Source organism: Pseudomonadales bacterium, assembly GCA_041395945.1.
Taxonomy (GTDB): domain Bacteria; phylum Pseudomonadota; class Gammaproteobacteria; order Pseudomonadales; family Azotimanducaceae; genus SZUA-309.
The window spans coordinates 69,189-88,441 of the sequence record JAWKZN010000002.1; the positions used below are offsets into that span (position 1 = coordinate 69,189).

General features: G+C 56.5%; 14 protein-coding genes and 1 pseudogene. 12 read left to right on the top strand and 3 right to left on the bottom strand.

Annotated elements, in window-relative coordinates; genetic code table 11:
* Positions 1-277 precede the first annotated feature (277 nt).
* Positions 278-478: pseudogene (locus R3E82_17120) on the bottom strand (DUF6316 family protein).
* Positions 479-732: 254 nt separating this feature from the next.
* On the opposite strand from R3E82_17120, the gene R3E82_17125 reads away from it, so the two are divergent.
* On the top strand, positions 733-2,079 hold the full coding sequence (locus R3E82_17125) for a glycine--tRNA ligase (protein MEZ5552607.1): 1,347 nt from the start codon (positions 733-735) through the stop codon (positions 2,077-2,079).
* Complete coding sequence (locus R3E82_17130; protein ID MEZ5552608.1) at positions 2,079-2,603, top strand: ACT domain-containing protein; 525 nt, start codon at positions 2,079-2,081, stop codon at positions 2,601-2,603. The genes R3E82_17125 and R3E82_17130 overlap by 1 nt, the downstream gene beginning before the upstream one ends.
* A 36-nt stretch (positions 2,604-2,639) precedes the next feature.
* Here R3E82_17130 and R3E82_17135 read toward each other — a convergent pair whose 3' ends face one another.
* On the bottom strand, positions 2,640-3,809 hold the full coding sequence (locus R3E82_17135) for an NAD-dependent epimerase/dehydratase family protein (GenBank protein ID MEZ5552609.1): 1,170 nt from the start codon (positions 3,807-3,809) through the stop codon (positions 2,640-2,642).
* Positions 3,810-4,111: 302 nt separating this feature from the next.
* A complete protein-coding gene (locus R3E82_17140) occupies positions 4,112-4,789 on the bottom strand; it encodes an OmpA family protein (protein ID MEZ5552610.1) in 678 nt (225 codons plus the stop codon).
* 299 nt (positions 4,790-5,088) lie between these two features.
* On the opposite strand from R3E82_17140, the gene R3E82_17145 reads away from it, so the two are divergent.
* Genes R3E82_17145 through R3E82_17190 form a run of 10 tightly spaced genes read left to right on the top strand, consistent with a single transcriptional unit; the run spans position 5,089 to position 19,098 of the window.
* Positions 5,089-6,150, top strand: coding sequence for a Gfo/Idh/MocA family oxidoreductase (locus tag R3E82_17145; protein ID MEZ5552611.1), 1,062 nt, complete (start codon positions 5,089-5,091; stop codon positions 6,148-6,150).
* Between the two features lie 8 nt (positions 6,151-6,158).
* A complete protein-coding gene (locus R3E82_17150) occupies positions 6,159-6,713 on the top strand; it encodes an acyltransferase (protein MEZ5552612.1) in 555 nt (184 codons plus the stop codon).
* Positions 6,710-7,822 carry a DegT/DnrJ/EryC1/StrS family aminotransferase gene (locus tag R3E82_17155; protein MEZ5552613.1) on the top strand — a complete coding sequence of 371 codons (1,113 nt, stop codon included), beginning with the start codon at positions 6,710-6,712 and terminating at the stop codon, positions 7,820-7,822. The genes R3E82_17150 and R3E82_17155 overlap by 4 nt, the downstream gene beginning before the upstream one ends.
* Positions 7,819-8,937: a UDP-N-acetylglucosamine 2-epimerase (non-hydrolyzing) gene (gene wecB, locus R3E82_17160; protein MEZ5552614.1), complete on the top strand. Its 1,119-nt coding sequence runs from the start codon at positions 7,819-7,821 to the stop codon at positions 8,935-8,937. Before R3E82_17155 ends, wecB begins: the two co-directional genes overlap by 4 nt.
* Positions 8,900-9,685, top strand: a complete 786-nt coding sequence (locus tag R3E82_17165; GenBank protein MEZ5552615.1) for an ABC transporter permease — start codon at positions 8,900-8,902, stop codon at positions 9,683-9,685. The genes wecB and R3E82_17165 overlap by 38 nt, the downstream gene beginning before the upstream one ends.
* Positions 9,672-11,444, top strand: a complete 1,773-nt coding sequence (locus R3E82_17170) for an ABC transporter ATP-binding protein (protein MEZ5552616.1) — start codon at positions 9,672-9,674, stop codon at positions 11,442-11,444. The genes R3E82_17165 and R3E82_17170 overlap by 14 nt, the downstream gene beginning before the upstream one ends.
* Entirely contained in the window at positions 11,426-13,270 is a 1,845-nt protein-coding gene (locus tag R3E82_17175; GenBank protein ID MEZ5552617.1) for a methyltransferase domain-containing protein, read from the top strand. Before R3E82_17170 ends, R3E82_17175 begins: the two co-directional genes overlap by 19 nt.
* Positions 13,270-14,637 carry a glycosyltransferase gene (locus tag R3E82_17180; GenBank protein ID MEZ5552618.1) on the top strand — a complete coding sequence of 456 codons (1,368 nt, stop codon included), beginning with the start codon at positions 13,270-13,272 and terminating at the stop codon, positions 14,635-14,637. Before R3E82_17175 ends, R3E82_17180 begins: the two co-directional genes overlap by 1 nt.
* A 52-nt stretch (positions 14,638-14,689) precedes the next feature.
* Entirely contained in the window at positions 14,690-17,893 is a 3,204-nt protein-coding gene (locus R3E82_17185) for a D-glucuronyl C5-epimerase family protein (GenBank protein ID MEZ5552619.1), read from the top strand.
* Positions 17,890-19,098 (top strand): transglutaminase domain-containing protein, encoded by a 1,209-nt coding sequence (locus R3E82_17190; GenBank protein MEZ5552620.1) that lies wholly within the window; start codon positions 17,890-17,892, stop codon positions 19,096-19,098. The genes R3E82_17185 and R3E82_17190 overlap by 4 nt, the downstream gene beginning before the upstream one ends.
* Positions 19,099-19,253 lie beyond the last annotated feature (155 nt).

Here is a 19,253-nt window from a genome sequence, read left to right on the forward strand (position 1 = left end):
TGGCGGCAGTCGCGAGGGTCGCGCAAGTCAGGTGGTTGCAGGCAGGGAGGCTGATGTGTCGCAGCAGCGACGATCAGCCTCAGAAACGATCAGCGCCGACGCTGCAACGCGAGATTTCCCATTACCCGGGTGGTTTCTTCCTTGGGTACCAGTGCAAGCGGGGTGCGGGACACTTCGGGTCGCGTGGTCCCGGATTCGAGGGTCGACACCGCTGTGCGTTTCGCATGCTCTTCCCGGAGCGTCTGAAACAGAGCGAGGTCATGCTTTTCCTTACGAAGCGCGCGACTTCTTTCAGAGCTTCCTCCCGGGATACGAAGGGACCGATCTCCCCTTCCCGGGTTCCGTAAAACCACTGGCCATTGAGCGCAAACACCCGCTCCGCCGAGCGGAAGTAGCTGCGTGTTCTGTCTGGTGAGTCGGTCCTGCGCATCTGTTCCTCTGCTTGTGCCAGCCGTCCTGTAATTACCGGCAGAACCATTCGACCATATCTGATGTGCCGAGGGCTCCCGGCAGATGTACGAGGCTGTGAGTCGCGTGTGAGAGATGTAATTCTGCGAATACATCCACACTTCTGCCAGGTGATGGCACGACTTATGGAGACTTATGGACAAGACTTATGGATACGGTACCGCGGCGGGTTCCCTGGCCTCAAAAGGCGTCTTTTAGAGCGAGTTTGGGTATAGTTTGCGCTCTCGCGTAAGACGTAGGTTTTCTATCGTGCCGGCATCCTCCATGGAAGAACTGGTCTCGCTGTGCAAGCGGCGCGGCTTCATCTTTCAATCCAGCGATATCTACGGCGGACTGCAGGGTATCTACGACTATGGTCCACTCGGGGTTGAACTGAAAAACAACCTTAAGGCCGCCTGGTGGCGTGCGATGGTCTACGAACGGGACGATGTCGAGGGGCTTGATGCCGCCATCCTCACCAACCCGCTCACCTTGCGCTACTCGGGCCACGAGGAGACCTTCAGCGATCCGCTGGTCGATTGCCGCAATTGCAAAGCGCGGCATCGGGCCGATCACCTCGAAGGGAAAGTCTGTCCGAACTGTGGATCCACCGATCTGACAGAAGAGCGCCCCTTCAACCTCATGTTCAAGACAGCCCTGGGCCCGGTATCCGACGGCTCCAGCTTCGGCTATCTGCGCCCGGAAACCGCCCAGGCGATCTTTACCAACTTTCGCAACGTGGTGGATTCCACATCCCGGCGGCTGCCTTTCGGCATCGCCCAGATCGGGAAAGCCTTCCGCAACGAGATCACGCCGCGCAACTTCATCTTCCGGGTCCGGGAGTTTGAGCAGATGGAGCTCGAGTTTTTCGTGAAGCCCGGCACCGATGAGGAGTGGCATCAGAAGTGGGTCGAAGAACGCCTGGACTGGTGGGAGGCTCAGGGCGTGGAGCGCAATCGACTGCAACTGCTGAATGTGCCCAAGGACGCACTTGCGCACTACTCAAAGGCCACCTTTGATGTCATGTACCAGTTTCCCCACGGCCTCGAAGAACTCGAAGGTATTGCCAACCGTACCGACTATGACCTGGGATCCCATACACGCGCTCAGGCGGACTTCAATATTCAGGCCAGGGTGGCCCCGAACCGGGATTCGAATACCAAGCTCGCCATCCAGGATCTGGAAACCAATCAGTGGATGGTGCCCTATGTGATCGAGCCCTCGGCGGGTGTGGATCGGGGGGTGCTGGCGGTGCTCAACGAGGCCTATCGGGTGGAAACACTCGAGGATGGGAAGACGCGGACCGTGCTGGCCTTCAAACCCCATCTCGCACCGATCAAAGCTGCCGTGATGCCGCTGAAGCGGAATCACGAAGGCATCGTGGCGAAAGCGAAGTCGATCAAGCAGGATCTCCAGGCCCTCGGTCTGGGGCGGGTGCTCTATGAAGACACAGGGAACATCGGCAAGGGTTACCGGCGCCACGACGAAGTCGGCACCCCCATCTGTATCACCGTCGATTTCCAGACTGTCGATGAGGACGATACGGTGACGGTACGTGATCGCGATACCATGGCTCAGCAGCGGATCGCGGTGGCCGAACTGGCCGACTACGTCAGACAGGTCATCCGCTGATGGCCAGGGCCGTGATCGCCACCATTGGCCAGGACCGACCCGGACTGGTCAACGAACTCTCCGAGATTGTGCTGGGTGTAAACGCAAATATCGAAGACAGCCGCATGTCGGTGCTCGGCGGCGAATTCGCGGTGCTGATGTCAGTCAGTGGCGAAAATGCGGCTCTCGACGCCCTCGAATCGACCCTGAGCAGCCTCGCTGCCCGCACCGGACTCGCTCATCTGTTCCGCCGCACTTCGGATCGGGCGCAACGACAGGCCACAAGGCTCGCAGTCCGGGTGGAAACCCTGGACCATCCAGGCATCGTCCATGGCATCGCAAACTTCTTCAGCAGCCGCGGGGTCAACATCCGGGAACTCGAGACCCAGACAGAACCAGCTCCGCACACCGGCACGCCGGTGTTCAGCCTTAACATGGAGATCGAGATTCCGGAAGGGGAGGATGTTGCGGGGCTGCAGACCGCATTCGCCACGTTCTGTGAGTCCCAGGCGCTGGATGGGGAATTGTCCCCGGCGTCCGGTTAGAAGCCTGCCACCGTCACGCGACCCTCGCGCGACGGGTCAGGCGTTGCTGCGCCAGCGTGCCGCGCTGGGAATTTTCTCTCGGTCGCAGCGATCAGCGTAACGGCGCGCAATCTCGGTGACCTCCTGCAGCAGACCAGTCTGCAGCGTCACCGGTTCCAGGCCCAACCCGAGAAAGCGACTGTTTTCCACGTGCAGATCGTTTTCGGCCGCTTCATTGCGCGGGTTATCCAGATAACTGATTTCGACTCCGGTCAGCTCAGCAATCATCGCGGCCAGGTCACGAACACGGTGCGTCTCAGTCATCTGATTGAGAATGTTGACGCGCTCACCACGCTGAGGTGGATTGTCGATGGCAAGCCCAACACAGCGGCAGGTGTCCTGAATGTGGATGAAGGCCCGTGTCTGGCCACCCGTGCCGTGTACGGTAAGGGGATAGCCGATCGCGGCCTGCATGAGAAAGCGGTTCAGAACCGTGCCGTAATCGCCGTCATAGTCGAAGCGGTTGATGAGCCGCTCATCCTGGCGCGTCTGCTCGGTCTGTGTGCCCCAGACGATGCCCTGATGCAGATCGGTGATCCGCAAGCTGTCGTTCTTGTTGTAGTAGAAAAACAGCAGCGCATCCTGGGTCTTGGTCATGTGATAGATCGACCCGGGATTGGCCGGGTAGAGAATTTCCTGATCGATCAGGCCCTGGGGGGTTTCGACCTTCACCCGCAGATACCCTTCGGGAATCTTCATCCCCGCGGTGCCGTAGCCATACACACCCATGGTTCCCAGGTGCACCAGGTGGATGTCCAGGCCACTTTCCACGATCGCACAGAGCACGTCGTTGGTCGCATTGATGTTGTTGTTGACCGTGTAGCGCTTGTGCCGGGAGGACTTCATCGAGTAGGGTGCGGCCCGTTGTTCGGCGAAGTGCACTATGGTGTCGGGTTGCTCTTCCCGGATCAGGCGCAGGAGCTGGTCGTAGTCTTCGCCGAGGGTGAGATGCACGGTTCGAATCGATCGCCCGGTCAGCTCCTTCCAGGCCGCCACCCGGACCGACAGCGGTCGGATGGGGGTCAACGACTCGACTTCGAGTTCCACATCGATCTTGCGCCGCGACAGGTTGTCGACGACGACGATCTCGTGGCCGGCGTGGGAGAGATGCAGGCTGGTCGGCCAGCCGCAGAAGCCGTCACCACCCAGTACGAGAACCTTTGCCATGGTCTGATCCGATCAGTAACGTATTGTTTTTTATAATAATTATTCGTCTGCGCGAGCCGAACCGCGCCCCCTTGCGCCAGGTGGCCGGCACCGGCAGGCCGCCACTGTACGCAAATGAGCAAAAGAGGGCCAGCCACTCGGACCGGCTGCGGGGTATGTGTCGGAAAGGAGCGGCGGGTGGCGCCCGCCGTTCCGCGATTCTGTACCGAGGGGGGCAAGGGATCCGCGGGTCGATGCTGCGAATCGATGTCGCGGATCACGGGCGAGGATCAATGCCCCGGATCACGGGCGCGGCACGGCGTTCAGCCCTGGGTGAGTGGCTTCAGCACGATCTCAACCCGGCGATTGAGCTGGCGCCCTTCTGCGGTGGTGTTGTCCGCGATCGGATAATGAGGGCCGAAGCCCTGGGTAAACAGTCGGTTGCCGGTAACTCCCTGAGACTGCAGATAGGCGCTGACACTCTGCGCACGACGGTTCGACAAGCCCATGTTGAGTTCGACCGTGCCGGTGCTGTCGGTATGGCCGTTCACATCCACCAGGGTTTTGTCGTATTCCTTGACCACCAGCGCCACGGAATTCAGCACAGGGTAGAAATTGCTCTTCACTTCCGCCTGGTTCACGTCGAAGGTCACGTTACCGGGCATGTTGAGGATGATGTCGTCGCCGAGACGAGTCACGCTGACACCGGTATTCTGCAGCTGCTCGCGCAGTTTGCGTTCCTGGGCGTCCATGTAACCGCCCACCGCGGCACCCGTCAGCCCACCGACCCCCGCGCCGATGAGCGCGCGCTTGCGGCGGTCATCCGCGTCTTTACCGGTCAGGGCGCCGATTACGGCTCCAGCGGTGGCCCCGATCGCGGCGCCTTTACCGGTATTGGAGGCCTGCCTTTCGCCGGTATAGGGGTTGGTGGTGCAGGCGCTGGCCACCAGCAGCAGGGCGGCCAGTGAACTCATCCGTACCATCGGGTAAACGTCACGCATCGTCTCGACTCCTGATCCCTGGAACCCAGGGATCATACTACGGACGGCGCCGCGGATTTGAGTGCGGGTCACAAATCCGGGATAGGTGTCCTTCCAGCCGGATCTTCAGTCGGCTCAGGATGTCTCGACTGGCTGAGCACCTATCTGTAAACTCCGTTACGCTTTTGTGACCGACTCGATTCCCCAACCGGCGGCGCTCGACCTGGATTCGCATCGGGAGTGAGGCGACTTGCTGTCCCGGCATGTTTTCGGCTGGGCATCATCATTCCAACAAACCAGCAATAAGCAGAACCTGAGCCATGCGAAGTTTTCCAGAACCCATCACCGACAGGCGAATCAGATTTGGCGTCGTCGGTTGCGGCAGGATCTCGGGCAATCACTTCAAGGCAATCGCCCACCACAATGAGCGCGCCGCACTGGTGGCGGTCTGCGATGTCGATCCCCGAGCTTTGGATAAAGCAGCAACAGAGACCGGAGCTCGTCCGTTCCAGACTATGCGCTCGATGCTGAAGGATTCTGAAATCGACGTAGTCGTGCTGGCAACCCCAAGCGGCCTGCACCCGGATCAGGTGGTTGAAGTGGCCAGTTCAGGGCGTCATGCGATGACCGAAAAACCCATGGCTACCCGATGGTATGACGGTCTGCGGATGGTGAAAGCCTGCGACGAGAACAACGTCCGTCTGTTCGTAGTGAAGCAGAATCGCCGTAACGCCACCCTACAACTGCTGAAGAAGGCCATTGATCAGGGTAGATTCGGAAGAATCTACATGGTCAACATCAATGTTTTCTGGACCCGCCCCCAGGAGTACTACGACAGCGCGGGATGGCGAGGCACCTGGGAATTCGATGGCGGTGCATTGATGAATCAAGCCAGTCACTATGTCGATCTGCTCGACTGGCTGATCGGTCCGATCGAAAGCCTCCAGGCCTACACTGCGACGCTCGCCAGAAACATCGAGGTTGAGGACTCCGGTGTGATCAGCGTGAAGTGGCGCTCAGGTGCGCTCGGGTCAATGAATGTCACCATGTTGACATACCCCAAGAACCTCGAAGGAAGTATCACCATACTCGGCGAGACGGGTACCGCGCGCATCGGTGGTGTTGCCGTGAACGAAATACAGCACTGGGAATTCGCTGATTCCCGACCTGAAGACGAACTTATTCGTGAAGCGAATTACGAAACGACATCCGTGTATGGCTTCGGCCATCCTCTCTACTATGAAAACGTGATACAGGTGCTTCGTGGCGAGGCAACGCCTCACACAGACGGTCGGGAGGGATTGAAGTCCCTTGAGGTTCTGATAGCCACTTATCTTTCAGCACGAGATGGTCGCCGAATCGCACTTCCATTGGACTACTGAGCAGAGATATGTCGATACACCCGACAGCCATTGTTGATGATGGTGCAAAAGTTGGTGAAACAACTCGCATCTGGCACTGGGTGCACGTGTGCAGCGGCGCTACGATCGGGGAGGAATGCTCTCTCGGACAAAACGTCTACGTGGGTAACGACGTTGTCATCGGCAACAACGTGAGAATTCAGAACAACGTATCAGTATTCGATGCCGTACGTCTCGAAGACGACGTATTCTGTGGCCCCAGCATGGTCTTCACCAATGTCTACAACCCCCGCGCGGCCATTTCCCGCAAGGATGAGTACCGCGAGACTTTCGTGCGACGCGGGGCGACACTCGGTGCCAACTGCACGATTGTATGCGGACACACGATTGGCGAATTTGCCTTCATTGGCGCAGGCGCCGTTGTCAATCAGGATGTCCCACCTTTCGCTCTCATGGTCGGAGTTCCGGCAAAAAGAAAGGGATGGATGTGCTCGTGCGGCGTTCAGCTGCGAGGTGACGGCGCAGTTCTCTGCGAGTGTGGCGCCAGTTACCAGATCAATGGCGAGGATTGTACGCAGCTATGACCGAGAGTATTCAGTTCGTCGATCTGAAGGCGCAGTACGCTCACCTCAAATCATCGATCGACACTCGAATGGCGAACGTACTGTCACACGGGCAGTACATCATGGGTCCTGAAGTGCGCGAACTCGAGGAGGCGCTTGCAACGCGAACCGGCGCTGCACACTGCACTACCGTAGCCTCCGGCACTGAAGCACTGCTGATTGCGCTGATGGCAATCGGCGTACAACCCGGCGACGAAGTAATCACAACACCTTTCACCTTCGTCGCCACTGCCGAAGTCATCGCACTGCTGGGCGCGGTGCCTGTATTCGTGGATGTCGAGACCGACACCTGCAACCTAGACACGTCCGGTCTCGAAGCTGCAATCTCTCCACGAACGCGGGCCATCATTCCCGTTTCACTCTATGGCCAGCCCGCGGACATGGATGAAATCAATGCCATTGCAGCGCGCCATGGAAATATCACTGTCATTGAGGATGCAGCACAGAGCTTCGGCGCATCCTACAAAGGCCGGGAGAGCTGCAATGTCAGCGCGATCGGCTGCACGAGCTTTTTCCCGAGCAAACCGCTCGGTTGCTACGGCGACGGCGGCGCAATTTTCACCAGCAACGATGATTTCGCCAAGGCTATGCGGGAAATCCGCATCCACGGCCAGGAGAAGCGCTACTACCACACACGTATCGGCGTTGGCGGGCGAATGGATACCCTGCAGTGCGCCATCGTACTCGCCAAGCTTGAGCAATTCGATTGGGAGATCGAGCAGCGGTTCCAAGCAGGAAAGCGATATGCGGACCTCTTTTCCGGATACAACGACATTCAGTTGCTTGCTGTAAGAAATGATCGTACCTGCGTATGGGGTCAATACACTATTCAGATAGACGAGCGCGAATCCATTCTCAAGTTCCTCTCAGAGGCCCGGATTCCTACCGCCGTGCACTACCCGGTACCATTGCACCAGCAACCGGCCTACTCCAGCGTGTGCCGAGTTTCATCGGATCTGAAGGGGGCTGAACGGGTAGCGAGTCGCGTGCTGAGTCTTCCCATGCATCCCTATCTTGAGCCTGAGACCCAGGAGAGAATCGCCAACGCGGTGATTTCATCGGTCGCATGAAAATCGCCACCGTAGTCGGTGCCCGGCCACAGTTCATCAAGGCGGCGGCAATTTCACGCATCATCGGTATGCAGAATGCCAGTGGTGTCGATGAGGTGCTCATACATACCGGACAGCATCACGACGAAAATATGTCCGGTGTGTTCTTCAACGAACTGGGAATTCCAGCACCACGCTATAATCTCGCGATCGCCGGGGGAAACCACGGCGCGATGACCGGTCGAATGCTGTCGGCCATCGAGGAAGTACTACTTGAGGAGAAGCCGGACTGGCTACTGATTTACGGCGATACTAATTCAACGCTGGCCGGCGCACTCGCCGCCGCCAAGCTGCACATTCCTGTAGCGCATGTGGAAGCAGGACTGCGATCCTTCAACATGCGTATGCCCGAGGAAGTAAACAGGATTGTCGCCGATCGACTGTCGACCCTATTGTTCTGTCCCACTGCCACGGCTGTGAACAATCTGACTGCAGAAGGCATTACCCAGGGCGTTCACAATGTTGGTGATGTCATGTATGACGTCTCGCTCTATTACGCCGAGCGCGCACAAGCCATGAGCCGCATACTGGAGCGCCTGAAACTTACGCATCGTCAGTACATCCTGGCCACCTGCCACCGTGCGGAGAATACTGACGATCCGAATCGTCTTCGAGAAATTCTCGAAGCGCTTGCGCAGCTCGCAGGCCATGCCCCCGTTGTCTTGCCCCTGCACCCGCGTAGCCGCAAGCAGATCGCTGCCATAGGGTACCAGCAACTGCTCGATAGCTTGATCATTACGGAGCCGCTGGCCTTCCTTGACATGATCTCTCTGGAACGCAGTGCTAAGGCCATACTCACCGATTCCGGGGGCGTGCAGAAGGAGGCGTTCTTTTATAGGGTTCCCTGTTTCACGATGCGCGATGAAACAGAGTGGGTGGAAACCGTTGAAAGCGGCTGGAATCAGATTGTGGGTGCAGATCGGAACAGGATAGTAGAAGCCGTACTCGCATGCGGCCCGCCGGTTCGGGCCGATGCGAGTCCATACGGAGATGGACACGCGAGCGAGGCAATTCTGAGGGAACTACACGGGAGACATCTTGCCGGGACTGGTAACCGTACTTTACCGCCAGCGTAGCCTTCTGCTGGCGACAAGCCGGGAAGCCCTGCTTGCCAGATTTCGGGGCAGTATTCTGGGTGTGGCGTGGCTGCTGATATATCCGCTGGCATTTCTCGCGATGTATGCGACCGTATTCATCGTGATACTCGGTGTACGAATTCCGGAGCTGGGTACATACCAGTACGTTCAACTCATATTCTGTGGTCTTGTACCTTTTCTCGCCTTTGCCGAAAGTTTTGGTGTAGGCACTGTCAGTATCGTCGCAAATCGGGGATTATTGAAAAACACGCTCTTTCCAATCGAATTGGTAGTGGCTCGCGACGTGCTCGTCGGACACGCGACCATGGGATTAGGTATGGTGCTCGTATGGGTAACAGTAGCAGTCAATGGTCATCTTTACTGGACGCACCTTGCTGTTCCGCTCGTTTACCTGCTGCAAATTCTCATGACGCTCGGAATCGTCTGGATAACAGCCTCACTGACCGTTTTTTTCAGGGATTTTCAACAGGCCACTCCGATTATCATTCTGTTTCTCATGCTGGTGTCACCAATCGCCTACACGAATGCGATGGTGCCGGAAAATCTGCGCCCGCTGTTGGATTTCAATCCATTGGCATGGATTATGAAGATCTACCGCGAGTGTCTGATGGACGGAACGCTGCCGGTCGCAGAGATCGCGATACTCGCAGCCTTCAGCTTTGCAGTACTCAAACTCGGCCACGTTTTGATTTCCCGCCTGAAACCATTGTTCCATGACTACCTCTGAACCGGCCATTTTCATTGAAGGGCTGACAAAGCGTTTCAAGCGTTTCTCAAGCCCCGGATGGCAGGCACTCGATGCCCTGGGAATACCAGTCCCGGCATCTCGATACGATACTTTTCAGGCGCTCGACGACGTGAGTGTTCGGATCCGCAGCGGTGAGCGGGTCGCTCTGATCGGCCGAAATGGCGCTGGTAAAAGCACGCTTCTGCGCATCATCAGCGGCCAGATGCGCTCCGACTGCGGTACCGTCAAGGTAAATGGGGAGGTCCAGGCGCTCATGGAGCTGGGTACCGGGTTTCATCCAGACTTTACCGGTGTTCAGAATATTCACTCGGCACTGGCACTGCAGGGAAAATCCACTACCGAAACTGCGATCGCTCTCGAGGACATTCGGGAATTCACGGAGCTTGACGATTTCCTGCAACGCCCAGTAAAGGAATACTCGTCCGGAATGTACGCCCGTCTGGCTTTCGCAGTAGCGACATGTATTTCTCCGGAAATACTGATAGTCGATGAGGTGCTTGGGGCCGGTGATGCCTATTTCATGGGCAAATGCATCCAGCGCATGAAGACGCTGACTGGTCAGGGAGCGACGATCCTATTCGTGTCACATGATATGAGTTCAGTTCAGATGCTGTGTGACCGCGCAATCTGGCTCGAAGCTGGACATGTACGCGACGACGGAAATCTGCTCCGGGTTACAAAGGCTTATCTCTCGAGTGTCAGAGAAGATGAAGAGCAGCGTTTGCGGATCCGCACGATGTCACTGACGAGGCAACAGGCAAAGTCGGTGTTGAGTACTTGCAGCACATACTCACTCCTCCGGCTCATAGGCGATGGCAGCATCGCCCCCCGGACGGCGCTCATAGTCGGCGACATCAGTTACGGCGATCTCAATGGTGAACTCGGCAGGATTTCGAGCGACAGTCCCGACTCTAACGGCAGTGCACTGATCGTTGACCCCGAATTCATGAACTGGAAGATCGAACCCTCATCCAGATCCAGACCGGGATGGGCATTCTCAGACTTCGGCGGAAAATACGCTCATGCTCCGTTGCAGATCGTGTGGCCAGATCGCGCCGTCAACCAACGCTGGATCGAGTTCGAGATCATTCAGAGGGCCGAAATACCTGTGAACATCGACTGCTTCGATGCAGAGAAAAACACCTACCGGACGATCGGACGAATTTTACCAACGAATACGGGATCAGAAGGCAGTACGGCACGTTTTCAATTGACCGACTCACCCGCACAGAAAAGTGCAGATGAACTGCTGCTCGAGACCGTTCAGGCGATACCACCGGAGGACCGGTATGGCAAAGGCCAGGTCCGAATATCCGGTTTCGCATTCTTTGATGAATCAGGCAAGGCAAGACACACCCTGATCAGTGGCCTGCCGGCATTCGCGATATTCAGATACTTCGCTTCAGAGGCAGTTACAGAGGCTGTGCCTGTCATTGCGGTCTACAGACCGGACGGAACCTGTGCAATGCAGGTCATTTCCACACTCTGCGGCTATCATTCAGGGACCCTGACCGGCGAAGGTGGCATCCGTGTGGACTTTAATCCTCTCAATCTTGGTCCAGGCGACTATCTGGTTTCAGTAGCGATGTTCAAGGAACTCAACCCCACATCCGCGGCCGAACCTCCTGCACACGATCTGCATGATCGCTTCTATGCATTGAAAATACTTCCTCCGCCAGGAATCGGAGTGGAGATCGGCATCGTCAATCAACAGGCCGAATGGCACACACTGACGTGAAGCAAGGCTCAGATCTCTTTTCGTCCAAAGCTGTCTGGGATCAGCAGATGCTGCTCAGCCAGCGCAATCTGGTCGACGCTATTGTCGATTTCTGGCCTTCTGGAGACGTGGGATCGGGACTCGACGTAGGTTGTGGTGATGGTAAGTTGACGCGTCTCATCACCGAACGCACAGGCTGTGCATTTACCGGCCTGGACAGTAGCGCGGAAGCATTGAGCCGCCTGCAGATGAGCGCAGTCCTGGCAGATGCGGCCAATATCCCCATGGCAGATGACTCGTTCGATCTCGTGCTCTCCACCGATACTCTCGAACACATCCCTGAGCCGGCGTACCAGAGCGTCTGGAATGAACTCTTTCGAGTTGCTAAGCGATTTGTTCTGGTTGCTGTGCCGTTTCGCGAAGAACTCCTCGACGCGACGGCTCGATGTGCGCAGTGCAATCATCTATATCATGCTAACTGGCATCTCCGTCGCTACGATCTCCCCGACTTCGTGGCGCGTGCCGCGACCGGTTGGTCTCTGGAATCACTCATCATCACCGGTGAGCCATGGTCTGCGATGCTTCGAGAAGAGGTGTTGTTTAGAAGATATTTTCTGGATGAATGGTCCGGTTGGACCGAAAGTACCTGCCCATCCTGCGGATCCGCAGGGCAGAATCCCCAGGCTGTTGAACCGTTGAGTACTCTAACAGCCGCGGCGCTCGGAAAACAAGTGTATGCACATCTATCTGAAATCCGGCAATGGCGCAGTCATAGCGAAATACTTGCCATCTACAGCCGAGCAGAGACGGTCCTTTCTTTCGGTGGTCCCGTTCCGGAGTTGACTACTCGTCGCGCAACGATGCTACCCGCACATCGCCCTGACAACCTCGGGGATCTACACGCCTATCCGCAGGTCGCGCGATGGATACGCAGCGCAGAGACTGAGATCGGACAATTTCCGGTTTACGAATCTGCCGACACGCTGCGACTGCGCCGCAGCCCAGGAATGAAAGGTTGCGTTGAAGGAGTCGTCGAGGATGGTCTGGGCATTCTCTACAATGGTGTGCTTTTAGCCGAAGGAGAAGAGCAAAAGGAGATCACTCTCAAGCGAATTCCGATCCCTGGGTACTACGGGGTGCTCCTTCGTTCCACTCAGCTGGGATTGCTCGAATATGCGGAACTCGGGTGTGGTCCAGAGATTATCTGGGCGAGCACATCAAGCGCAGGGCAATGTTACTTTCAAGCCTATCCTGGCCTCAGAGTTCAGGTCAGTGACGAGATCTGGTTCGATCCGTCTTTTCTCAAAGCCACTTCGATATCGCAGTTCGAGAGTGGCCAATTGGTAAGAGATTTGCAGAATCTGGAGGAGATGCGCGACCAAGAGATCGATGCACTAGTCGTACGAATGCAGAACCTTACTGCCGAGAGGACCGCTCTGAACAAGACAGCAGCCCAGTACGAAAGTGCTCTCGTGCACATCCAGAACCTGGAGGCGGAGTGTCTAGCTCTCCGTAAAGCTGTTTCAGACCATGACCGAGCGCTTGTGCGCATCCAGAATCTTGAAGCAGAAAACCTTGGACTCAAGAAACGATCCATCGAACTCGATGTCCGACTGGCCGAAATCGAGAACCTCGAGGCTGCAGTAAATGACCTGAAAATCCAGCTATCACAAACTGCGGACGCTCAGGTCGGATTAGAGAATCTGAACAGAAAGCTGATGACTCAGGTAGACCAGCTGAATGCTAAGGCTGCTATGCTGCAGTCCCGATTGGAAGTTCGACTTTGCGCCAGCGCGCGCAGGGTCCTTCGATCTTTCAGGAAGAAAGGTTCGGAGAACACTCGCTGATGTCGACAGTACTCATGCTATGCCACGACCAGCACCTCGACAGGCGTGTTGTCGCTCAAGCGGTGTCTCTGATTCAGCGCGGGCACAAAGTTAAATTGCTCGCGTTGTCCTTCGATACAGAAACGACCCACGAAATCACTCCTGAAGGTATTGAACTGACCCGGATCGGACTATCTTTTGTCGTGCCTGAAAATCCGACATATACGGAGTATATGACTCGTCAGCAGCGGCTGAATGGACTTCTGAACTCCGCTTCAAATCGCTGGTCCACCAGAACCCTACTTCTCCAGAGGGGTTTCGCTATCAGCAGCCGGATCAACTGGCACAGCTATCGAGCGAAGCTGCTGATGAGGTATCGGAATAGACGACTACACGATCCGCTACCGTTTCGACATGCGTTCGTCAGCCATGCACCTGCAGAAGCCCCCGATATCGTGCAGGTACATGACCTTCCGGCTTTGCAGGCTGGTGTCGAACTTTCCGGAAGATGGCAGGTACCCCTGATCTATGACGCACACGAGTTGTATCCGGAGCAGCGTTCATTTTCACGCGCTCAGCGAGCGATCTGCTCAGAAGCAGAGAAGTTGCTGATTGGAAAAGCTGACCTGGTGTTTGCAGTCAATGAATCCATCGCTGATGAAATGGCCACCAGGTATTCCATTGACAAGCCTGTTGTGCTCACCAATGCAATCGATCCTCATCCAACCTTCAATCCCAATGAGCGGCACGACCTTCTAAGACAGAAGCTGCAACTCCCGACCACGCGGAAACTGCTGCTTCTGCAAGGCGGATTCTCACCTCACAGAAACCTCAATGAGCTCGTCGCCGCAATGCGGCGCGTGCGCACAGCAGATATCAATCTCGTCATGATGGGCTTCGGTGAATACGGTGAGTTATTGAAAGCGACTGCAGCGAAGCTGGATCTGTTGAACAAAAACGTACACTTCCTCCCGGCAGTTCCTCAATCAGAACTCCTCCAGCACAGTGCTTCCGCGGATCTGGGAATCATTCCCTACCCTCATGTCGATCTGAACTCTTACTACTGCACTCCGAACAAGCTCTTTGAGTTCATTCAGGCCGGTCTGCCAATTCTTGCCAACGACTCTCCGGAACTTCGAAGATTCGTCGTCGAAAACGATTTCGGCATGGTTCACGGCATGCCTAACCCACCGGCGATCGCCAACGCGATTGATATCGCATTCGAGCGTCTGAGTACCGCAACATGGAAGGACAATCTAATGTCGAGCCGATCGAACTTTTCATGGAAAATTCAGGATTCTGTCTACATAGCAAGAATTGACGAGCTTCTAACAACGAACCAGCTTTCGCGAGGATCTTCCAAGGCCCACCACACAAAGGAGGTTTAGTCGTGAAGGGCGACAACTCTCGGGCCTGTTCTTGGTCAGCGCGTCGTTCCGCGTGCAAGATCAACAACGAATCGATCCGAACCATAACCCGCTTCTAGTGCAGATGGCTGTCGACTACAAGCAGATGGGCAGGCTGGCTTTCGCAGCCATTACTATCTCCGCGCTAACGCTTGTCGGATTGATATACGGGAAGTCGGGCATCTGGAAGGTAGAACCTCTGGAGCAGACAGACGTGCAGAATGCCGTCCATATCCTGGGTAAATCCGGCATACCGATTCTCCAGATCCCCAAGGTCGGGAAAACTCATCATCCTGCTTGGATCGCTCTGTACGCTCTGGCTTATGCCGGTGTAGAAGCTTATACAGGCGAATTGGAAGGCAGAAGCAACGATGATCATTTCTATGCCTGCATATCCTGGCTCGAAGAAAATCTCAAAAGAGCAAAAGGTGGGCTCTGGACCTGGACCTACGATTTCGACAGTACCTACAACGACATTACGATCAAAGCACCTTGGTCCAGTGCGTTTGCACAGGCAACAGGAATCCAGGCTTTCCTGATCGCATACAGGAAAAGCGGTGAAGATCGATATCTTAATCTGGCCAGGAAAGCTGCACTCGCGCTAACGACACCGTTGTCTGAAGGCGGTTTACTTTTCCAATCTGACAATGACATCTGGTTTGAAGAGATTCCGCACCCTGTCAGCAATCCTGGTCATATTCTAAATGGTCACATGCGCGCACTCATCGCACTCAACGCCTTGAGCGAGGCGATTCCGGAGTCTGATTTCGGGACCTGGGCGCAACGCGGAGCAGACACACTCGCTCGCTGGCTGCCTCGATTCGATACGGGCTACTGGTTCAGATACGACCTCAATCCCCGCAAGTCTGAACTCCTATTCCGCCTTGTGAATCCGTATGGCTTTCCCAGCCACTCGCTGGCGATCGATCGGATAGAGTTGAAGGACCCGGGAACGGGAGAGATCACCATCGTTGATGTCGGCGCTACAGACGATGCAATTGGCTCTGCGAGGATTGCCGGAACGGACTGGGGACAGGTGGAGCGGATCGAGGATCGGACGATCAGGAGACTGCTTGGTGCCCGACTCGCATCACCAGTCGTGGGCGCCCCGCACAGTTATTTCTATGTCAATCTACCCGGGACCTGGCGGGACAATCTAAGTAGCGACGCCTACGAACTGAGCATCGAGTATCTGGATGACGCGGCTGCCAACATCTCCATTCAGCAACGTTCGATTGCACCTGGCCCCGAGTTCAGGGACGTGCGAGATGGCGACCTGCTCCTCAGCGGCTCAGGCACGTGGCGTCGCTGGATCGTACCGATCAGGCCCGTCGACCTAGGCTACTGGGTAGGCAGTGCCTACGCCGAGAAGCATGCAATTTACCTCAGCGAGATCGCAACCTGGGATCCGCGTTTCGCCGCATGGTCCACGATTGCGCGTGGGTACGAACTATCCGCAGCATTTCCGGAATCCATCGGCACACAGGTGTCCGGGGCCGTCGAGGCACTCCCGTCGCAAACCCCGGTCAAAGCGGTTTTCGACCTGGATGACGACGGTGTTATTCGCCAGCACGCCAGCACTTCGGCTGCCGATGGAATCTACCATCCATACATGATTGCAGACCAGGCATTGACGGGAGGGCTGGCGGTTCCAGAAAACGCCGATATCCGCTTTGCACGCACACAACTGAGACGTGAACCGGCGATCGCGTGGCTACTCAATCCCGAAAACCAGTACCGGGTAGGCGACGCCGCGCTCTACACTTTCCCAATCAGCAACGCATACAACGACGTGTTCACCGAAGCTGGCTGGGCGTCGTCCTTCTTCCAGACCTATGCGCTGAAGGCTCTGATCGCAGCGGGTAAGGATGGGCTTCATTCATCTGCCAACCTGGCGCAGACGATAGAGGCCGTCGCGTGGGGCTTCGCGATATCGGTGCAGGACGGTGGAGTGAAAACCACAGATCGGCGCAGCCTGGACTGGTTCGAAGAGGTTCCAAACGCGACCCATGTGCTCAATGCGCACCTCGTTACACTGCCCGAATTGATGGCGGCGGGAGATCATCTGCGATCCGACGCGATAAAAGCTCTGGCACGCAACGGACTGGCATCCCTACGCGAACACCTCCATCTTTTCGACACCGGCTACTGGCTAAGATACGACCTCAACCCTCGCAAGCGCCTGTTGTTGCAGATTGACTGGCTGTCCGGATCGCTCTCGCCGATGATCGATGAGGTTAGGTTGTACAATCCCAGGACCGCACAGTATGTGCGTCTGGATGTGGGGTCCACTGCGGATACCGATGCGCAAACCGCAATCTCGGGCACCGAGTGGCTCGCCGCCGAGACTATCGAAGACACAACTGTGCGTGGTTTCGCTCGCGGATACGACATACGCAGCGAGGCACCATCCGGTGCTGCGCTACACAATGTGTTCCTCATGATCGCCCTTCCTGATACCGGTGGTGGCGATATGTTCGACATGCCCACTCTCCAGCTTATCGTGCGTTATCTGGATCGCGCGCCAGGCGAGTTCGCCCTGAAGATCCAATCAATCCATGAGGGGAGTCACCTCGTATTCACACCGTTGCGCGGAGGTGTGGTGAAAACCCTGGGTGACCAGCTATGGAAGGAAGCGAGGGTCGATATCCGGCCGCAAGACCTGGGCTGGTACAAGGGTCCGGACTACCAAGTGTACGAAGTATCGCAACTGGAACGACTATCAGCCCTGGTGGATGACGAAAGCTGGTTCTATCGACAGTACGCGTTACGACACCGCCATTTCCTGGATCTCGCGCAAGCCGGGCTACCAGTGATACAAGAGCCAGTCATCGCGTTGCGAACACCGCCATTGAATCTATCCCTGAGCGATTCGTCTCCGACCTATCCAGGTTTCGACTACCGCAATGCGCTGGACGGGGACCCGAACGACGACTATGTCGCTGGGATCGAAGGCGAGGCGAACTCGATGGTTGAACTTGCACTGGAGACTGCCGCGCGACCCCGGGAATTGAGCCTGACGTGGGAGAGCGCAAATAATCTGGCCCGAAAAGTGGACGTTTACGCAATCGAAGATGAATCGGACGAGCCTCTTCGAATCGGTGGCACCGGGACGGCAAATCCGACCATCGAAACGCTTGAGCTGGATCCCCCCCGGGATGTGATTCGACTGCGGATCGTCTTCTCGGATTTCCGCGGACAGAACAGGTTGTTGCTTCGACTCATGGAGATTCGGTGACACCCTACGACTTTCGGCGGAACCCTCGCTTCCAGCAGACGCGACGGCGATTCGCTTTTGGTCTGGGTGTCGCTCTCGCAGCAGTGGGTCTGGGTGCTTGCGGTCGTACCCCGACGCGCGGCGCCTGGTCTTCCTACAGGCATCTTCCACCGATCGATGAGCCAGTTGTGCTGTCGGGTGACGCGGGAGACCGACCGATCATTGCCGCTGTCGACCCGACCAATCCATTGCATATCTTCCGGGTCCCGGTGACCCGACGAATCGAGTTTCTCGCCGAACAGCTTGCCCACGGAACAGCTTCAATATTCGAATTCTTTGAGCGGAGCATGACCTATATCGATGGGTTCAAGGTCGGCTTCGCGTCGGACGCAACGCCGGATGCAACGGTTCTCGAACGAGTCGGCGCCTGCGGCACCTTCAGCGGAACTCTACTTGCGCTATGTCGCTGTCACGGGATCGAAGGCCGCTACATTAACTTTCACAACTATCCGGAGAACAACGGCCATACCGTCTGCGAACTGCTCATCGCAGGTCAATGGATGCTGTTCGACCCCACTACCCACATCTACTACTCTGCAAAGTCGATACCCGGTGCGCAACCTCTCGCCTATGAGGGAGTCCGCGATCGCTATTTAGCGGGCGCACCGGTCTACCGGAACGGAGGAAACACACGTTCCGGGCGGGATCTTTATAGCGGAGCGGACATCTTCCTCAAAGCCGATCCCCAAGGCGTCATCGGACCTTCTCGGGCGCTGCGATTCCCGCTCAAGCTGCACCTCACCGAGCGACCCGTGGTGACGCGGCCGGAATTCGGTACGACATTCCAGGGGGCTGTATACATCGGCGCGGCCGGTACCAACCACGAGCATCGCTGGGACCTGCAAGGATTGGTGCCGGGCAACCGCTATCGCTTCGGTTTCAAACCCAAGTGGCTTGGCGGCGATCTTTCAATCGGCGACTCGACGTTCCGTATCATCACGACTATCGAGGGAGGGAGCTTCATGCGCCAACCGCCGTCCACGCTGGACTTTTCCACGGGAACTGCGGAGTCATGGTCGACGGAATTCGAAGCAACTTGTACATCCATTGGGCAGAGGGAAGGTTCCAAGAGTCAAGATTCGAACTTGTTCTTTTTTGCTTTTATTACTCGATTCCGAAATGGTTTCGTACGTCAAATACGATATCTACAGGTTCGAGCTCTATAGCCACGGGACAAGCATGGGAGTCTGTAGTCCACTAGTACGAAGTCGGATGGAGGAGTTTAGTTCGTGTCGATAGACTCCGGCTTTGCCGCCACCATCCAGTATACACTGAGCATGATTACTGCTATCAACGGTGAAACTTACTTTCGAAGTGTATG